Raw genomic sequence first — 14955 nt, forward strand, 5'->3', positions numbered from 1 at the left:
ACTTGAAAGTAAGCTTTGTGAAAAATCTAGCCCTAATTACCATTGGCATTTAGGGACGCAAAATTCTATGCAGCAGTGAGAGGTGTGTCAAGAAATATACGGATCTTTTTTGTTCAATTGGGGTAATTCGTCCGTAAAGCTTTATCGACAGTAATTCACGTTTAATCCCAAGTGAGGGATTTCTCTTGTTTTACTGTCAGATTAACAAAGCCAGTATAGCTCACTATGGTCACGGAAGGACTAATGCGATTCCCCATACCACGGGCTTGAATATCGCTCTCAAGCGCAAAGACAGTGGCATTTTTGACATGATGGAATGCTGGGTGCTGCGGGTTTGCAGCGTACACTGCGTCTTCCATGAGCAGAATGTCATCTTGCTCACTAAACATTGCCACAGCACTTTCTAAGGCAGAGACGGTTTTGATGATATGTAACATGGCGTTCTCAGAATGACAGCAGTTTACCTGCTTGTTGCAGTTTCTCTTTGACTTGCTCAAGCGTTAACGCCTGTGCATCGATAACTAAGTCAGCTTGTGCTAAACCTCGCTGCGCAAGTGAGTCAGAGCAAACGAACACTTGCTCGATATCATAAAGATCGAACAACTTAAGCATGGGTGCATAATCTTTGCTTAAAATGGCACTTGGATCTTGTCCTAGCAACAGCTGGTAAACGCCATCTCCGATAAATATCACGCTGATGTCTTCGCAATAGGCGGAAGCAGCAAGCAGGGCATCGACTCCCTCGCGTCCAGAAGACTGGCCATGAGGTGCGCTACGAAATACATAAGTTAACTGACTCAAAACTGCACCACTCTATCTTGGGTTAGCATCGCTTCGGCTAGGCTACCTAACCCTGCCTGAACAAAACCGTCCGCCAAATTATTTTGAGTTAAACCATGCTGGTTGGCTTCCTCGTCACTGACAACACCACGGCGCAAGGCCGCAGCCACGCAAGTTTCAAGGCGCACACCATTTTCTTTCGCCAAAGTTTGCCACGCTTGACTCAAGTCGAATTCATCGTTAGCCGGTACGCTAAGCGCAGTACCATTACTGACGCCGTCTTGGTAAAAGAACACACTCACTAAGGTATTCCCCTGCTCAATCACAGCCTCAGCAAACTGATAGGCGCTGCGGGCAGACTGGCTACCGTAAACCGGGCCATTTACAAGCAAAGTGTAAGTTAATCCACTCACTCTGATTCGTCCTCAGTTTTACGCTGACGAATGTATAAATAGACCGTGTGTTTAGAGATATTCAGGCGATCAGCCACGCGGTTAATGGCGTCTTTGATATCAAAAATACCTTTGTCGTACAGTTCCATTACGATCTGACGGTTCTTGGTATTGTTCGATACGGATTTATCCGCATTGATCTCTTCTATCGTACGCTCAACTGTCTGGTCCACCAGCTCTTCAACATCACTGGCGAAGTTCACCGATGACGCGGCTTCTTTTGCCTCTTGCGTAGGCATAAAAGATTGCAATACCTGAGAGAAAGGAGCGTCCAGATTGACGTTAATACATAGCAAGCCAATTACACGGTTTTCCCCATTACGGATAGCCACCGTGATCGACTTCATCAACACACCGCCTTTCGCACGGGTAAAGTACGAACGAGAGAAGTTGCGCTCAGAGCCTTCGATGTCTTTAAGCATTTTCAGTGCTAAATCTGTGATCGGTGAACCGACCTGACGACCGGTATTTTCACCATTGGCTATTTTAATCGCAGAAGTATTCAAGTCTTCTAGAGAGTGAAGAACAATCTCACAGAACGGACCAATCAGACTGGCAATACCATCCACGACCGCTTCATAAGATCTCAGGATGATTTTATCGTGCTCAGTGAATGGCATCACGTTAACGGATTCCATTTCGAGCAGCATTTCCGCATTTATTGTTTCTGTAGTTGTCATAAGCCTTCGAGCGAAAAATCAACAAATTGGTGTAAGTTTATCAGAAAATTTGAAAAGCAACCTAGCAAACTCGCCAACAAGTGACCTAGAACAAAAAAGGCCCGTTAAACGGACCTTTTTCAATAACTTAGCTCAAGTTATTCTGACTACTCTGCTTTATCATTCTCTACTTTAAGTAGCTCAACCTCGAAGACCAGCGTTGAGTTAGCAGGGATACTTGGCGTGTCTTGGTCACCGTAAGCTAGCTCTGGCGGGATAACGAACTTGAATTTAGAACCCACTGGCATTAGCTGAACACCTTCGGTCCAACCCGGGATAACACGATTTAGCGGGAACGTTGCTGGCTCGCCACGATCGTAAGAGCTATCGAACTGAGTACCATCCGTTAGTGTACCTTTGTAGTGCACCTGTACGGTGTCAGTCTCTTTTGGCTTCTCGCCTTCTGCAGGAGTGATCACTTGGTAAAGAAGACCAGATTCGGTTTTCACAACACCTTCTTGTTTCTCAAACTCTGCGCGGAAGTCATCGCCCGCTTTCTTCGCTGCTGCTGCTTTTTCTGCCGCTTGTGCTTCCATCTTATCAGCAACACGCTTGTCTAGTGATTCAAGTGCTGCGCGAGTTTCTTCTTCATTTAGCTCTGCGCTATCGTTAAAGACATCTTCAATGCCTTTAAGAACAAGGTCTTTGTTTAGATCGATGCCAATTTCGCTTGGTTTTTCAATGCTAGTGCTTAGGTAGTTAGCAAATGAAACGCCAATTGCGTATGCCGCTTTATCATCGTCGGTTTCAAAGTGAACGGCTTTGCCGGTTTCTGCTTGAACTTGCTCAGCTTGAGGTGCAGCTTCTTCTGCTTTTGTTTCTTCTTTCTGACAACCTACCGCTAGCATTACTGTTGCAGCAAGTAGCGACACTTTTAAAACTGATTTCATTAAATTCTCCCAATAATGGCTTCGCCATTGGTTGTTGTGCACAATTCTTCTATGAGACTAGTGAAGACAATCGTTATACCAATATACTAGCTATATGTCTTAAGACACAAACCGGATTATTAGATGTGATGCAAAGAATTTCTCATTTATTCCTATATTTAATTGTCATCACCACGTTAAATGGTTGCTTTTTTACCGCGCCAGAAGTGCAACGTTGGCCCTTGGAACCACAAGGCTCAACCAGTTTTGCACTTAGCAGAGATGGCCGATTTGCCCTACTCTACTCCCAAGTCGATCACTTAGTATTATGGGACCTTGAGCAAAATGAACCATTAGCAAAGCTGGGTGAGCTCGATACTGAGGCCAATGTGGTGTCCCATATTCGCATATCGGACAACGGTCGCTATGCAGTAACCGCAGGCCAGATGAACTTTGCTGTCTGGGATCTCGGCTGGACACAAGCCAAAGGCCTTTGGTCGATTTCTGATGCTTTAATTCGTGACGTTGATATCACCAGTAACGGCGAACAAGTGCTGCTTGGCCTTTCAAACGGTAAAGCAATTTATGTCAACTTAGTCACCGGGCGTCGTCTGGAGTTCCTTGCCCATCAAGAAAAAGTCAACAGCGTAGCCATATCTCCCAATGGCCGTTTTGCGCTGACAGGTGGCAATGACTACAGAGCCTTTCTCTGGGATACCGAATCAGGTCAGGTTCTGCGAACTTTTGAACACGAACAACGAGTGGTTCGGGTTGCCATGCAGCGTGATGGGAAACTGGCGATGAGCTCTGATGGCGGTAACCAGGCGGTTATCTGGAACTTAGAAACGGGTACAGAAGTATCCCGGCTGAGTAGTTGGTCACGCCAGTTGATATTCTCCACCGCAAGATTTTCTGATGATGGCTCTCAACTGGTTACTGGCAGCCCATCCGGTCGCGTGTCCGTGTGGGATACTCGAACCGGAAAACGTATCGATGGATTTGAAGTGGAGCCTAAAAAAGATACTCGCCCTCCTCGTGCGGTCGTGTATGATGCAGCCTTTGATTCCAAACAACGTGTAATTACTGCCACTTCAGCAGGTATCGCCCAAGCTTGGCAGCTAGAGAACGGTTCATGACAGAAAAACTTATTCAGCAACTGGAAGCGCGCGTTAATGACCTTGAGTGTCAGGCAGCGTTCCAAGAACAGACGATTGAAGATCTGAACGCCGCATTATCTCAGCAGCAATTGCTGATTACTAAGATGCAAGATCAGATGAAATACGTAGTGGGCAAAGTGAAAAATATGGATTCATCGAATATGGAAGATCCAGCCAATGAGCCACCACCACCACACTATTGATGTTTAGCCATATTACACAAGCCCAGCGCTTGCTTAATACCACTCGTTTAAGAACGAGTGGTATTATCAGCCTACCGTCTTCCTGAACAACGACGAAGGAGTGTGATTCAGGATCTTTTATCCGAGTTCTTTGTCGCCAGATATTTCTATCTCTTTTCAGCGCGCTGATATTAGATTCCTAGTCTCGCTAAGGCTCGCTGGAATGACCAAATAGCGGACATTAATCCCTTGTCTTGGATGCATTCTTTCTAGTAAATACCTACTCATCCGCATAAATTTTTACACTCAACTCGCCTTGAGTGTTGATGCCCGCTCGGTACATGCCGGAACTGTTCATCGCAAAGTGAAGTTCCCCCTGAGCATCGATAGCAATCAAACCACCTTCTCCGCCCATGGTTTTCAGATCGCCCTGAATCACTGCCTCACAAGCGGTATGCACGTCTTCTTTGAGGTATCGGATTCTCGCCGCAACATCCTCTGCAACACGTTTACGAATAAAAAGCTCGCCCATACCGGTAGCAGAAACCGCAACCACACCGTTTTCGGCCACGGTTCCACAACCTATCAAAGCGGAATCACCAATCCGTCCGTATTTTTTATTTGTCACTCCGCCAGTACTGGTCGCTGCGGCTAAGTTGCCATACTGATCCAAAGCCACCGCACCTACCGTTCCGTGTTTACGATCATCCGGATAACGAGACTCAGACAGCGCGAATTCTCCTTTCTCTCGCATTGAGAGCAATTGTTCGTAGCGCCGGTCGGTAAAGAAGTAATCTTGCTCGGTATATTGGTGTTCATGTTCAAAGGCAAAGGTTTCTGCTCCTTCGCCAACCAGCAAGACATGATCACTTTTTTGCATCACATCACGCGCCAGCTCAATAGGGTTTTTAATATGTCTGACACCCGCTACCGCGCCAGCTGCCTGATTGCTGCCATCCATGATCGAAGCATCCATCTCAACCATTTCATTGTGCGTCAGCACAGATCCTTTACCTGCATTGAAGTGAGGTGAGTCTTCCAGCACTTTTACTGCTGCCACGACCGCATCAAGTGAGTCGCCTCCAGTGGCTAGAATCTGATAACCCGCTTTTGCCGCCGTTTCCAGATCCGTCAAAATAGCGTGTTGCAGTGAATCATTCATTTGTTCACGCAATATCGTGCCCGCACCACCATGAATGGCGATGGAAAATGGTTTGTTCATAACGTTACCAATGACTGAATTAACGGCCCTGTACTAAACCCCAGATAGACAAAAAGCGCAAGTTGGCGATCAACTTGCGCTTTTTAATTTTCGGCTTTTAGATAAGGTTATCTAGCTGCGAATTAGTGAGAGTCGCAGTTACCGCCACCACAACAGCCACCTTCGTGGTCGTGACCGTGGTCATGGCCACAGCTCTCACCACCTTGGTGGATGTGACCGTGTTCGATCTCATCAGCTGTTGCTTCACGAGTTGCTACGACTTCAACTTCAAACGTCAGTGTTTGACCAGCAAGCATGTGGTTACCATCAACAACCACTTCTTCGCCGTCAACTTCTGTTACTTCTACAGGGATTGGACCTTGGTCTGTATCCGCTAGGAAACGCATACCTACTTCGATTTGGTCAACACCCTGGAACACTTCTGCAGGAACGCGCTGAACAAGCGCGTCGTTGTGCTCGCCGTACGCTTCTTCAGGAGTTACAGTTGCAGAGAACTTGTCGCCTGCCACTTTGCCTTCAAGTTCTTTTTCAAGGCCTGTGATTAGGTTGTTGTGACCGTGAAGGTAATCAAGAGGTGCTTCAGTCGTTGATTGATCAACAACAACACCGTCTTCCAACATTACTTTGTATGCAAGGCTTGCAACAACGTTCTTTTCGATTTTCATACTAACTCCAGAGAGATTAATTGACTTAACCTGAACGGGGTTAAGTACTGAGTTGATAGAGTGTATTATGGGGATCAATTATTGAAGTTCAATTATTCCGGCTTAAAAATCCCGATCATTTCTTGCTCTGAGTGTTTATTTTTCTCTACAGATTGCGGTTTGCGCTGCTCTGTATAGTCACATTCAACGCACTCCACCAACTCAATATTATTCTCTATCCACCAGCGTAGGGTATCTTGCTGGTTGCACTGTGGACAACTTGCACCAGCAATAAAACGTTTTTTAATTTTCACGTTATTTCCTTATCTTGAACCTAAGTTCAAGTACTACTTCCAATGATTCGGCGACTGATGATCGCTTTCCATTTCACGACCAAAAATTTCTTCCAGCTCTTTGCGAGCCTCTTTCGCTCTTTGAGCGAGTTTTTTATCTTCACTGTGCTGAGGCAGTAAGTCTTTAAGCATAGCATTATCTAACTTACGAAAATGTGCTTCTGCCCGCTTTGCTTGATATGGATGCATGCCAAGTTCTACGAGTGCCTGGCGACCAAGGTCCAGCGCCCCCAAGAACGTTTCGCGCGAATAATTCTCCACGCCATGACTCATTAGTTGATAGGCTTCAACCCGGCTTCGGGCACGAGCAAGCAATTTGAGTTTCGGAAAATGTACACGGCAAATATCAACGATTGCCATCACTTCGTCCGGAGAGTCAGTACAAATCACCAAGGCTTCTGCTTTATCCGCGCCTGCGGCACGCAACAAATCGATCTGGGTTGCATCGCCATAAAACACTTTGTAGCCATATTTACGTAGCAGGTGAATTTGGCTCGCATCACTTTCTAAGACGGTCACTTTGATTTTGTTTGCGTACATTAAGCGTCCAACCACCTGACCAAAACGGCCAAACCCAGCAATGATAACCCGTGGGCGGCGATCGACCACGTTGCTAGTGACGCTCTCCTCTTCCTGATTAAGCGTATGCGCAAACCACTTCTTTTGCCCCATCAACAACAGCGGCGTTGTCACCATTGATAAACTGACCACGACCAACAAAAAAGCAACCTGCTCTTGGGTCAAGATGCCTTCTTGGCTCGCTGCCGTGAAAATGACGAATGCAAACTCACCACCTTGGCTTAGGATTGCTGCCATACGACTGCGCGCTTTTGGCCGAACACGGGCAGCTCGCGCTAATGCATACAGTACCAACCCTTTGGCCGTAACCAAGGCCACTACAGCAGCAAGAATTTCCAGTGGTTGCAGAGCCAGCAAACCAAGGTTAACCGACATGCCTACAGCGATAAAAAACAGCCCTAACAGCAATCCTTTAAACGGCTCGATAGCGATTTCTAGTTCATGACGGTATTCACTTTCCGCTAATAGTACGCCAGCTAAGAAGGTTCCCAACGCCATGGATAATCCAAGCTTTTGCATCACCACAGAAATACCCAGCACCACCAACAGAGACGCGACAGTAAATAGCTCACGCACCCCGCTCATGATAACAAAACGAAACAGCGGTCGAAGCAAGAAGTGACCGCCTATCAGTAACCCAACGACACTGGCGAGAACCGTCAATACATCCAGCCAGTCACCTCCGGTTTGTCCCCCGGCCAGCAGGGGTAATACTGCCAACATCGGGATCACCGCAATATCCTGAAATAGCAGCACCGCAAAACCAGATTGGCCCGTTTCGGTGCCGTTCAGGCCCTGTTCTTCAATCACTCTCAAAGCGATCGCTGTCGAGGACAACGCCAGCCCCATACCAATGACCAGACTCACTTGCATACTAAGGCCGAACAAACTGACTATACTGCCAATCACGAACGTGCTCACCACAACCTGAGCGCCACCCAGACCTAAAATCGGCCCTCGCATCTGCCATAGTTTTTTGGGATTCAACTCGAGGCCAATCAAGAAAAGTAAGAGTACAACCCCAAGCTCTGCAAAGTGTAAAATGGCATCCACGTCACTTATCAGCCCCAACCCCCATGGACCAATCAAAACGCCAGCTAATAGGTAGCCTAATACCGAGCCTAACCCAAATCGCTGGGCGAGTGGCACAGCGACAACGGCAGCAGAAAGGAAAACCACACTGCTTTGAAGAAACTCACTGGTTACTGCCATGCTGAACTCCCTGTTCGTTTGCTGCGTTCCAGTCTTTTAGCGGATCCCCCAACCATCGACGGTACTGCTCTGCGTGCTCATAACGCTCGATATCAGAGACATTTCGCGACCAATACAGAACCAATGGCTCTAACCAATGCATTTGACATAGCGCCGCCGTCAGCTCAAATGGTTGCAGAATCTGCTCTAATGGATATTTGTTGTACCCCTTAGTGCTGAACGCTTCCTCTTTACCACCAGTGGTGATAACACTACGCCAATATTTTCCTTTTAAGGCACAACCTTCACCGAAGGCAAAACCTTTACCTAACACTCGATCCATCCATTCTTTTAACAGCGCGGGACACGAATACATATAAAGCGGATGGTGAAATACGATCACATCATGATCGTTTAAGAGCTCATGCTCGTGGTTAATATCGATAAAAAAGTCCGGATAAGCACCATAAAGATCGTGCACCGTTACATGGTCAAGTGATCCGATTCTTTTAATCATCACTTGATTGGCAATGGATTTATCTGGCTCTGGGTGAGCATATATAACCAAAACTCTTGGGAGAATAGACGGTGCAACAGCCAAAGGGTCGTCCTTGTCGTAATTTTTATCCGTTATCAAATTGTTATACTTTTTTGTGCAGCATAATGCAATTCGCGCGCAGAGATCGACTTTTAGCCTCAATAGCCCTACTATTCACCGCTAGATAACTCCCTTAGTGACAAAGCAACGCGCACGGCGCAAAGTGAATGACGACTCTATGATTACCTTTTCTGATATCCAGTTACTGCGTGGCGGTAAACCTCTTTTAGATCAAGCTTCTGCGACTATCCATCCCGGAGATAAAGTCGGCTTAGTTGGCAAAAATGGTTGTGGTAAATCCACCCTGTTCGCCCTGCTAAAAGATGAACTGTCCATTGATGCGGGTTCGTTCAGCCAACCCCAGCACTGGGAACTGGCCTGGGTGGCACAGGAAACGCCTGCCCTTGAGCGCAGTGCATTAGAGTATGTCATTGATGGCGATCGTGAGTTCCGTAACCTTGAAAAGCAACTTGCCACCGCTGAAGAGCAAGACAACGGCACTTTGGTCGCGGAAATCCACGGCAAAATTGAAACCATTGGTGGATACAGTATTCGCGCCCGTGCAGCAGAATTACTTGACGGTTTAGGTTTCAGTCAGGACCAGATGAGCTGGAGCCTGACTCAGTTTTCCGGGGGCTGGCGTATGCGCCTTAACCTGGCTCAAGCGCTACTTTGCCGCTCTGACTTACTATTGCTCGATGAGCCAACCAACCACTTAGACTTGGACGCGGTAATGTGGCTGGAGCGCTGGCTGCAGAGTTACCCGGGCACACTGATCCTGATCTCGCACGACCGTGATTTTCTCGATCCTATCGTTGGCCGCATCATTCACATCGAAAACCAGCAGCTGAATGAATACACGGGGAACTATACCTCATTCGAAAACCAGCGTGCGCAACAAATGATCCTGCAGCAAGCGATGTTCGAGAAGCAGCAAAAGCAGATGTCGCACATGCAAAGCTACATCGACCGCTTCCGCTACAAAGCCTCTAAAGCACGTCAGGCACAAAGCCGTATTAAAGCACTGGAACGCATGGAGAAAGTTTTACCGGCACAGTTTGATAACCCATTCAGTTTTGAATTCCGTCAACCGGCAGCCTTGCCAAATCCAATCATGATGATGGATGACGTCTCAGCTGGCTACGATGACAACTTAATTCTGGAGAAAATCCGCTTTAACCTCGTTCCGGGTAGCCGTATCGGTCTGCTTGGTCGCAATGGTGCAGGTAAATCAACGCTGATCAAACTGCTTTCTGGCGAGCTCAAAGCCCAAGGTGGCGATCTGACCTACTCACAAGGCGTTAAGATAGGCTACTTCGCTCAGCACCAGCTTGAAACGCTGCACCCGGAAGAAACGCCGCTGCAGCACTTGATGCAAATCGCACCGAATCAAACCGAGCAACAATTGCGTGATTACTTAGGTAGTTTTGGCTTCCAGGGTGATAAAGCGTTGGAGAAAGTGGCACCATTCTCTGGTGGCGAAAAAGCACGTTTGGTTTTGGCGTTGATTGTGTGGCAGAAACCCAACCTATTACTACTCGATGAGCCAACCAACCACCTGGACTTAGACATGCGTCAGGCCTTAACGATGGCTCTGCAAACGTTTGAAGGCGCCATGGTAATTGTCTCGCACGACCGTTACCTGCTACGTGCCACCACGGATGACTTATATCTTGTTCACGACCGTCAGGTCGCTCCATTTGATGGCGACTTAAATGACTACTATAAATGGTTAACAGAGCAACAAAAAGTTGAGCGCAAAGAGGCGCAGGCATCACAACCGGCGAAAGACACCGTCAACAGTGCCGCAGCGAAAAAAGACCAGAAACGCCGCGAAGCAGAATTTCGAAAGCAAACCGCGCCAATTCGCAAAACCCTGACACAATTAGAAAATAAAATGGATAAGTTGGGGGCAGCACTAGCAAAAGCAGAAGAGCAATTGGCGGATAACACGCTGTATGAAGCCGAAAATAAAGCTAAACTAAACGAAGTGTTAGCGCTTCAATCATCGAGCAAGTCCGAGCTCGAAGAAGTAGAGATGGAATGGATGTCTGCTCAAGAAGAATTAGAGCAGATGGAGCTAGAGTTTAATCAATGACCAATAAGCACGCAGAATACACCCTGACCTTAGAACACCTATGGCAATTCAGTTTGCAGTTTTATGGTGTGCGGGAAGTAAAAGAAGCGTGCTTGTCATTACAAAACAACTATCACGGCAACGTGAATCTGCTACTACTGCTTCGATGGCTTGACGAGCAGCAGCTCATTTTCCAGGAGAAAGACTGGCATTTGGTTCAAAGTTGTCTTGGTCGAAGCGAAACCTTGCTGCACTCCTTTCGTGACTTGCGACGCCACCTCAAATCCCAGGTAAACGACGCGTTATATCGTGAAACTCTGCAGTTTGAGCTGCAACTAGAGAAGCAACAACAATCCGATTTAGTCGACTGCATCAACTCGCTTAGCCTGATAAAAAACGACGGCGATCCTCTCACGCTCAGATATTGCCGCCAGTTAGGCGGTGAACATCTACAACAGGCTTTTGCTCTCCCAGTGCCAAATATTCACCCGCCAAAGCATCCATAAATTGCAATAAACAATGTGGATTGCTGGTTCCTTGAACTGGCTCCGGTGACAACACGCTGAATCCTGCATCTTGAAGTCATTTAGGTATAAAGTACCTATAATATTTATAAAGGATGATATTAATAAGTTCTCCCAAGGATGTTGGAGGACGCATAAGAGCAGTTAGGTATGACACAATTTTTAGCAGCCGCTGGGATGAGAAACCCGCACCTTCAGACCCTTCTACCGCGTTTTATTCGTAAAAAAGCGCTGTTTACCCCTGTCTGGCAAACGCTGGATACCATGGATGATGATTTTCTTGATCTCGCCTGGAGTGAAGATCCAAATAAAGAACCCGCTCAACATAAGCCTATTTTTATCCTGTTTCACGGCTTGGAAGGCTGTTTCTACAGCCCTTATGCCAACGGCCTGATGAATGCATTTTCGCAGTCTGGCTGGCTTTCGGTGATGATGCATTTTCGTGGCTGTAGCGGAAAACCCAACAAACAAGCCCGCGCTTATCATTCAGGAGAGGTAACTGACGCTCGCTATTTCCTTGAACATCTTGAGAGACAGTTCCCGGACAACCCCAAGGTAGCCATTGGTATTTCCTTGGGGGGGAACATGCTGGCAAACTACTTAGCTCAATATCAGGATAACCCGATACTGAAAGCGGCAACGATTGTGTCTGCTCCTCTCGACTTAGCCGCTTGCGCTAACCGTATTGAGCAGGGCTTTTCCAAGGTCTACCGCCGCTATTTGCTGTCATCACTCAAACGTAACGCCTTACAAAAGCATGATTTGCTCCATGGTGAGCTGGCGCTCTCTTACAGTTCAATCAAGCGTGTCACTCGCTTACAAGAGTTCGACGATTTGATCACAGCACCACTGCATGGATTTAAAGATGCTCAGGACTATTACACCCAATGCTCAGGATTGAGTAAGTTACAACAAATCAAACTGCCGACGCTGATCATTCACGCTAAGGATGACCCATTTATGACCGATGAGGTTATCCCTAAATTTGTCCTGCCGGCTAACATCGATTATCGCCTGTATGAGCATGGTGGGCATGTCGGTTTTATCTCTGGCTCGGCCTTAAAACCGAAGTTTTGGCTGGAAGAGGCATTGCCTTCCTATTACGAAAGCATCGCTGCGGATCACCTTTCTGCTGTATCGAAACTCAAGACACAGTAAACTTGCCGTTGTTGACCTTTAGGACGAGTGATTACCACAAGGTCAACGCAACCAATCCATCTATCATCAAATTCTGAGGTATTTATGGTCATTCCTTGGCAAGACATTGCACCAGAGACACTGGAAAACCTGATTCGTGAATTTGTTCTGCGTGAAGGGACAGATTACGGCAGCGTTGAAGTCTCCCTGCAAGATAAAATCGATCAGGTTAAGTTGCAGCTAGAGAAAGGCGAAGCGGTTATCGTGTTCTCCGAACTGCATGAAACCGTGGATATTCAATTAAAAGCAAAGTATTAATACCTTTTACCTAACCCCCTCACATTTTACCGTATCCCACTCGATGACAAGCCGTTGTTACGTGCTATAGTGGGTTATCTCGCATGCAGTAGATACCTACTGCATCTTAAAGGAAAGTAATTTTCGACAAGGTTTGTCATGTCAGCTAAACACCCAATCATTGCAGTAACCGGCTCTTCCGGTGCCGGCACGACCACTACATCTGAAGCCTTCCGCAAGATGTTCAATATGATGAACGTCAAACCAGCTTGGGTTGAAGGTGACAGCTTCCATCGCTTTACCCGCCCGGAAATGGATATCGAAATTCGTAAAGCGCGCGAGCAAGGCAGACACATCAGCTACTTTGGTCCACAGGCCAATGACTTTCCTGGTTTGGAAAAGTTTTTCCGCCAATATGGCGAAGAAGGGACTGGCAGCATACGTCGCTATCTGCACACCTTTGATGAAGCAGTACCGTATAACCAGATGCCAGGCACTTTCACACCGTGGCAAGACCTACCAGACAACAGCGATGTACTCTTCTATGAAGGGCTGCACGGTGGCGTGGTCGATGGTGAAGTGAATGTGTCGCAACATGTTGATTTTCTGATTGGCATGGTACCGATTGTGAACTTGGAGTGGATCCAAAAATTCGTCCGAGATACGCGCGACCGCGGCCACTCAAGAGAGGCCGTTATGGACTCTATCGTGCGCTCAATGGACGACTACCTGAATTACATTACTCCGCAGTTTTCACGTACCCACATTAACTTTCAGCGTGTACCAACCGTAGACACATCAAACCCACTTAACGCCAAAGGCATCCCGAGTCTGGATGAAAGCTTTGTGGTAATTCGCCTACGTGGGATCAAGAATGTCGACTTCCCTTACCTGTTGGCCATGATTGACGGCTCGTTTATGTCACGTCACAACACGATAGTCGTGCCGGGCGGTAAGATGAGTTTTGCAATGGAGCTGATCGTGAGGCCTATCCTACAACAACTGATAGAAACAGGAAAAATTGGCTAAAAATCTCGCTTTCGGAGTGTTTACTTTTCATACCGTGATCATGTGCACAGTTTTGCGTACAAAATAGCAACCATGGCACGATTAAAATCAAGAAATCATCCTAGAAAAAGGATACTATTTCTTACCGAAACACAAGATAGCTTGCAGCATATAAAAAGTGCTCTTATTCTAGTAAGTCTGATTCAGGCTTAGCTAAAATATGGATAGCGCAAGCGTACCCTGCAGAGGAAGTGAGATATTATGGTTCTAGGTAAACCTCAAACCGACCCGACATTAGAGTGGTTTCTTTCACACTGTCACATTCATAAGTACCCTTCAAAGAGCACGCTGATTCACGCTGGTGAAAAAGCTGAAACCTTGTACTACATCGTTAAAGGTTCTGTTGCGGTTCTTATCAAAGACGAAGAAGGTAAGGAAATGATCCTTTCTTACCTAAACCAAGGAGACTTTATTGGTGAACTTGGTCTATTCGAGGAAGACCAAGAGCGTACAGCTTGGGTTCGAGCTAAATCTCCTTGTGAAGTTGCTGAGATTTCTTTCAAGAAATTCCGTCAGCTTATCCAAGTAAACCCAGACATCCTAATGCGTCTTTCTGCGCAGATGGCAAGTCGCCTTCAGGTAACCAGCCAAAAAGTGGGTGACCTAGCGTTCCTAGACGTAACTGGTCGTATCGCTCAGACGCTTCTGAACCTTGCAAAACAACCAGACGCGATGACTCACCCAGACGGCATGCAAATCAAGATCACTCGCCAAGAAATCGGTCAAATCGTTGGCTGTTCTCGTGAGACAGTTGGTCGTATCTTGAAGATGCTAGAAGAGCAGAACCTGATCTCTGCGCACGGTAAAACTATCGTCGTTTACGGTACTCGTTAATCTAAGATTCGAGTAGTGTAAATAAAATAATAAAGCCACCAATGGCAACATTGGTGGCTTTTTCTATTCAGGTAAGCTTTCAATTCCCTAGTGAGCGCTATGCTATCAGGAACCGAGTTATACCAATCCGGAAAATTAACTGGTCAGGGAACAGGGTTCGATAAACAAACTCTATTTGCCATGGATGGCAAATCGAAGCCCCATAGATGCGTTCTTATAAACATACGGTGCGTGTTTGTTTTCGATGCCTGTTTTCTGGTTCTCTATAACCA

At 46.8% G+C, this 14955-nt stretch carries 18 protein-coding genes; 8 read left to right on the forward strand and 10 right to left on the reverse strand.

The features are described 5' to 3' along the window. Nucleotides 1-161 precede the first annotated feature (161 nt). From tusB to fkpA, 5 genes are all read right to left on the reverse strand, one after another. Entirely contained in the window at nucleotides 162-437 is a 276-nt protein-coding gene (gene tusB, locus RXX31_RS22900) for a sulfurtransferase complex subunit TusB (RefSeq protein ID WP_317591958.1), read from the reverse strand. Between the two features lie 7 nt (nucleotides 438-444). Then, complete coding sequence (gene tusC, locus RXX31_RS22905; protein WP_317591959.1) at nucleotides 445-801, reverse strand: sulfurtransferase complex subunit TusC; 357 nt, start codon at nucleotides 799-801, stop codon at nucleotides 445-447. Next, complete coding sequence (gene tusD, locus RXX31_RS22910; RefSeq protein WP_317591960.1) at nucleotides 798-1193, reverse strand: sulfurtransferase complex subunit TusD; 396 nt, start codon at nucleotides 1191-1193, stop codon at nucleotides 798-800. The genes tusC and tusD overlap by 4 nt, the downstream gene beginning before the upstream one ends. Next, a complete protein-coding gene (locus tag RXX31_RS22915; RefSeq protein ID WP_014233175.1) occupies nucleotides 1190-1912 on the reverse strand; it encodes a transcriptional regulator in 723 nt (240 codons plus the stop codon). Before RXX31_RS22915 ends, tusD begins: the two co-directional genes overlap by 4 nt. A gap of 146 nt (nucleotides 1913-2058) precedes the next feature. Beyond that, nucleotides 2059-2841, reverse strand: a complete 783-nt coding sequence (gene fkpA, locus RXX31_RS22920) for an FKBP-type peptidyl-prolyl cis-trans isomerase (RefSeq protein WP_317591961.1) — start codon at nucleotides 2839-2841, stop codon at nucleotides 2059-2061. Nucleotides 2842-2969: 128 nt separating this feature from the next. Here fkpA and RXX31_RS22925 point away from each other — a divergent pair, with 128 nt between their 5' ends. Together RXX31_RS22925 and RXX31_RS22930 are read left to right on the forward strand one after the other, a co-directional pair. Beyond that, the gene (locus RXX31_RS22925) at nucleotides 2970-3956 is read left to right on the forward strand and encodes a hypothetical protein (RefSeq protein ID WP_317591993.1); all 987 of its coding nucleotides are present in this window, start codon (nucleotides 2970-2972) and stop codon (nucleotides 3954-3956) included. After that, the gene (locus tag RXX31_RS22930; RefSeq protein ID WP_264904092.1) at nucleotides 3953-4180 is read left to right on the forward strand and encodes a SlyX family protein; all 228 of its coding nucleotides are present in this window, start codon (nucleotides 3953-3955) and stop codon (nucleotides 4178-4180) included. Before RXX31_RS22925 ends, RXX31_RS22930 begins: the two co-directional genes overlap by 4 nt. Nucleotides 4181-4439: 259 nt before the next feature. Here RXX31_RS22930 and RXX31_RS22935 read toward each other — a convergent pair whose 3' ends face one another. The 5 genes from RXX31_RS22935 to kefG form a co-directional block, all read right to left on the reverse strand. Beyond that, nucleotides 4440-5381: an isoaspartyl peptidase/L-asparaginase gene (locus RXX31_RS22935; protein WP_317591962.1), complete on the reverse strand. Its 942-nt coding sequence runs from the start codon at nucleotides 5379-5381 to the stop codon at nucleotides 4440-4442. A gap of 122 nt (nucleotides 5382-5503) precedes the next feature. Further along, nucleotides 5504-6046 (reverse strand): peptidylprolyl isomerase, encoded by a 543-nt coding sequence (slyD, locus tag RXX31_RS22940; RefSeq protein WP_317591963.1) that lies wholly within the window; start codon nucleotides 6044-6046, stop codon nucleotides 5504-5506. Between the two features lie 92 nt (nucleotides 6047-6138). Next, nucleotides 6139-6339, reverse strand: coding sequence for a YheV family putative zinc ribbon protein (locus tag RXX31_RS22945; RefSeq protein WP_317591964.1), 201 nt, complete (start codon nucleotides 6337-6339; stop codon nucleotides 6139-6141). A gap of 33 nt (nucleotides 6340-6372) precedes the next feature. Next, the gene (gene kefB, locus RXX31_RS22950; protein WP_317591965.1) at nucleotides 6373-8169 is read right to left on the reverse strand and encodes a glutathione-regulated potassium-efflux system protein KefB; all 1797 of its coding nucleotides are present in this window, start codon (nucleotides 8167-8169) and stop codon (nucleotides 6373-6375) included. Beyond that, nucleotides 8153-8749: a glutathione-regulated potassium-efflux system ancillary protein KefG gene (gene kefG / locus RXX31_RS22955; protein ID WP_317591966.1), complete on the reverse strand. Its 597-nt coding sequence runs from the start codon at nucleotides 8747-8749 to the stop codon at nucleotides 8153-8155. Before kefG ends, kefB begins: the two co-directional genes overlap by 17 nt. Before the next feature lie 175 nt (nucleotides 8750-8924). On the opposite strand from kefG, the gene RXX31_RS22960 reads away from it, so the two are divergent. The 6 genes from RXX31_RS22960 to crp all read left to right on the forward strand — a co-directional run bounded on the left by RXX31_RS22960 (nucleotide 8925) and on the right by crp (nucleotide 14683). Then, nucleotides 8925-10844: an ABC transporter ATP-binding protein gene (locus tag RXX31_RS22960; protein WP_317591967.1), complete on the forward strand. Its 1920-nt coding sequence runs from the start codon at nucleotides 8925-8927 to the stop codon at nucleotides 10842-10844. After that, nucleotides 10841-11329: a TIGR02444 family protein gene (locus RXX31_RS22965; RefSeq protein ID WP_317591968.1), complete on the forward strand. Its 489-nt coding sequence runs from the start codon at nucleotides 10841-10843 to the stop codon at nucleotides 11327-11329. The genes RXX31_RS22960 and RXX31_RS22965 overlap by 4 nt, the downstream gene beginning before the upstream one ends. A gap of 168 nt (nucleotides 11330-11497) precedes the next feature. Next, nucleotides 11498-12505 carry a hydrolase gene (locus tag RXX31_RS22970; protein ID WP_317591969.1) on the forward strand — a complete coding sequence of 336 codons (1008 nt, stop codon included), beginning with the start codon at nucleotides 11498-11500 and terminating at the stop codon, nucleotides 12503-12505. Between the two features lie 84 nt (nucleotides 12506-12589). Beyond that, complete coding sequence (locus RXX31_RS22975; protein ID WP_317591970.1) at nucleotides 12590-12802, forward strand: YheU family protein; 213 nt, start codon at nucleotides 12590-12592, stop codon at nucleotides 12800-12802. A gap of 138 nt (nucleotides 12803-12940) precedes the next feature. Further along, a complete protein-coding gene (locus tag RXX31_RS22980; RefSeq protein WP_014233188.1) occupies nucleotides 12941-13810 on the forward strand; it encodes a phosphoribulokinase in 870 nt (289 codons plus the stop codon). Nucleotides 13811-14050: 240 nt separating this feature from the next. Further along, complete coding sequence (gene crp, locus RXX31_RS22985; RefSeq protein WP_004410522.1) at nucleotides 14051-14683, forward strand: cAMP-activated global transcriptional regulator CRP; 633 nt, start codon at nucleotides 14051-14053, stop codon at nucleotides 14681-14683. Nucleotides 14684-14955: the final 272 nt, after the last annotated feature.

Source organism: Vibrio sp. EA2 (genome assembly GCF_033042495.1).
Lineage (GTDB): Bacteria > Pseudomonadota > Gammaproteobacteria > Enterobacterales > Vibrionaceae > Vibrio.

Coding starts and splice junctions, on each gene's coding strand:
- tusB (WP_317591958.1), bottom strand. CDS start 437: ATGTTACATATCATCAAAACCGTCTCTGCCTTAGAAAGTGCTGTGGCA.
- RXX31_RS22915 (WP_014233175.1), bottom strand. CDS start 1,912: ATGACAACTACAGAAACAATAAATGCGGAAATGCTGCTCGAAATGGAA.
- fkpA (WP_317591961.1), bottom strand. CDS start 2,841: ATGAAATCAGTTTTAAAAGTGTCGCTACTTGCTGCAACAGTAATGCTA.
- RXX31_RS22925 (WP_317591993.1), top strand. CDS start 2,970: ATGCAAAGAATTTCTCATTTATTCCTATATTTAATTGTCATCACCACG.
- RXX31_RS22930 (WP_264904092.1), top strand. CDS start 3,953: ATGACAGAAAAACTTATTCAGCAACTGGAAGCGCGCGTTAATGACCTT.
- RXX31_RS22935 (WP_317591962.1), bottom strand. CDS start 5,381: ATGAACAAACCATTTTCCATCGCCATTCATGGTGGTGCGGGCACGATA.
- slyD (WP_317591963.1), bottom strand. CDS start 6,046: ATGAAAATCGAAAAGAACGTTGTTGCAAGCCTTGCATACAAAGTAATG.
- kefB (WP_317591965.1), bottom strand. CDS start 8,169: ATGGCAGTAACCAGTGAGTTTCTTCAAAGCAGTGTGGTTTTCCTTTCT.
- RXX31_RS22960 (WP_317591967.1), top strand. CDS start 8,925: ATGATTACCTTTTCTGATATCCAGTTACTGCGTGGCGGTAAACCTCTT.
- RXX31_RS22965 (WP_317591968.1), top strand. CDS start 10,841: ATGACCAATAAGCACGCAGAATACACCCTGACCTTAGAACACCTATGG.
- RXX31_RS22970 (WP_317591969.1), top strand. CDS start 11,498: ATGACACAATTTTTAGCAGCCGCTGGGATGAGAAACCCGCACCTTCAG.
- RXX31_RS22975 (WP_317591970.1), top strand. CDS start 12,590: ATGGTCATTCCTTGGCAAGACATTGCACCAGAGACACTGGAAAACCTG.
- RXX31_RS22980 (WP_014233188.1), top strand. CDS start 12,941: ATGTCAGCTAAACACCCAATCATTGCAGTAACCGGCTCTTCCGGTGCC.
- crp (WP_004410522.1), top strand. CDS start 14,051: ATGGTTCTAGGTAAACCTCAAACCGACCCGACATTAGAGTGGTTTCTT.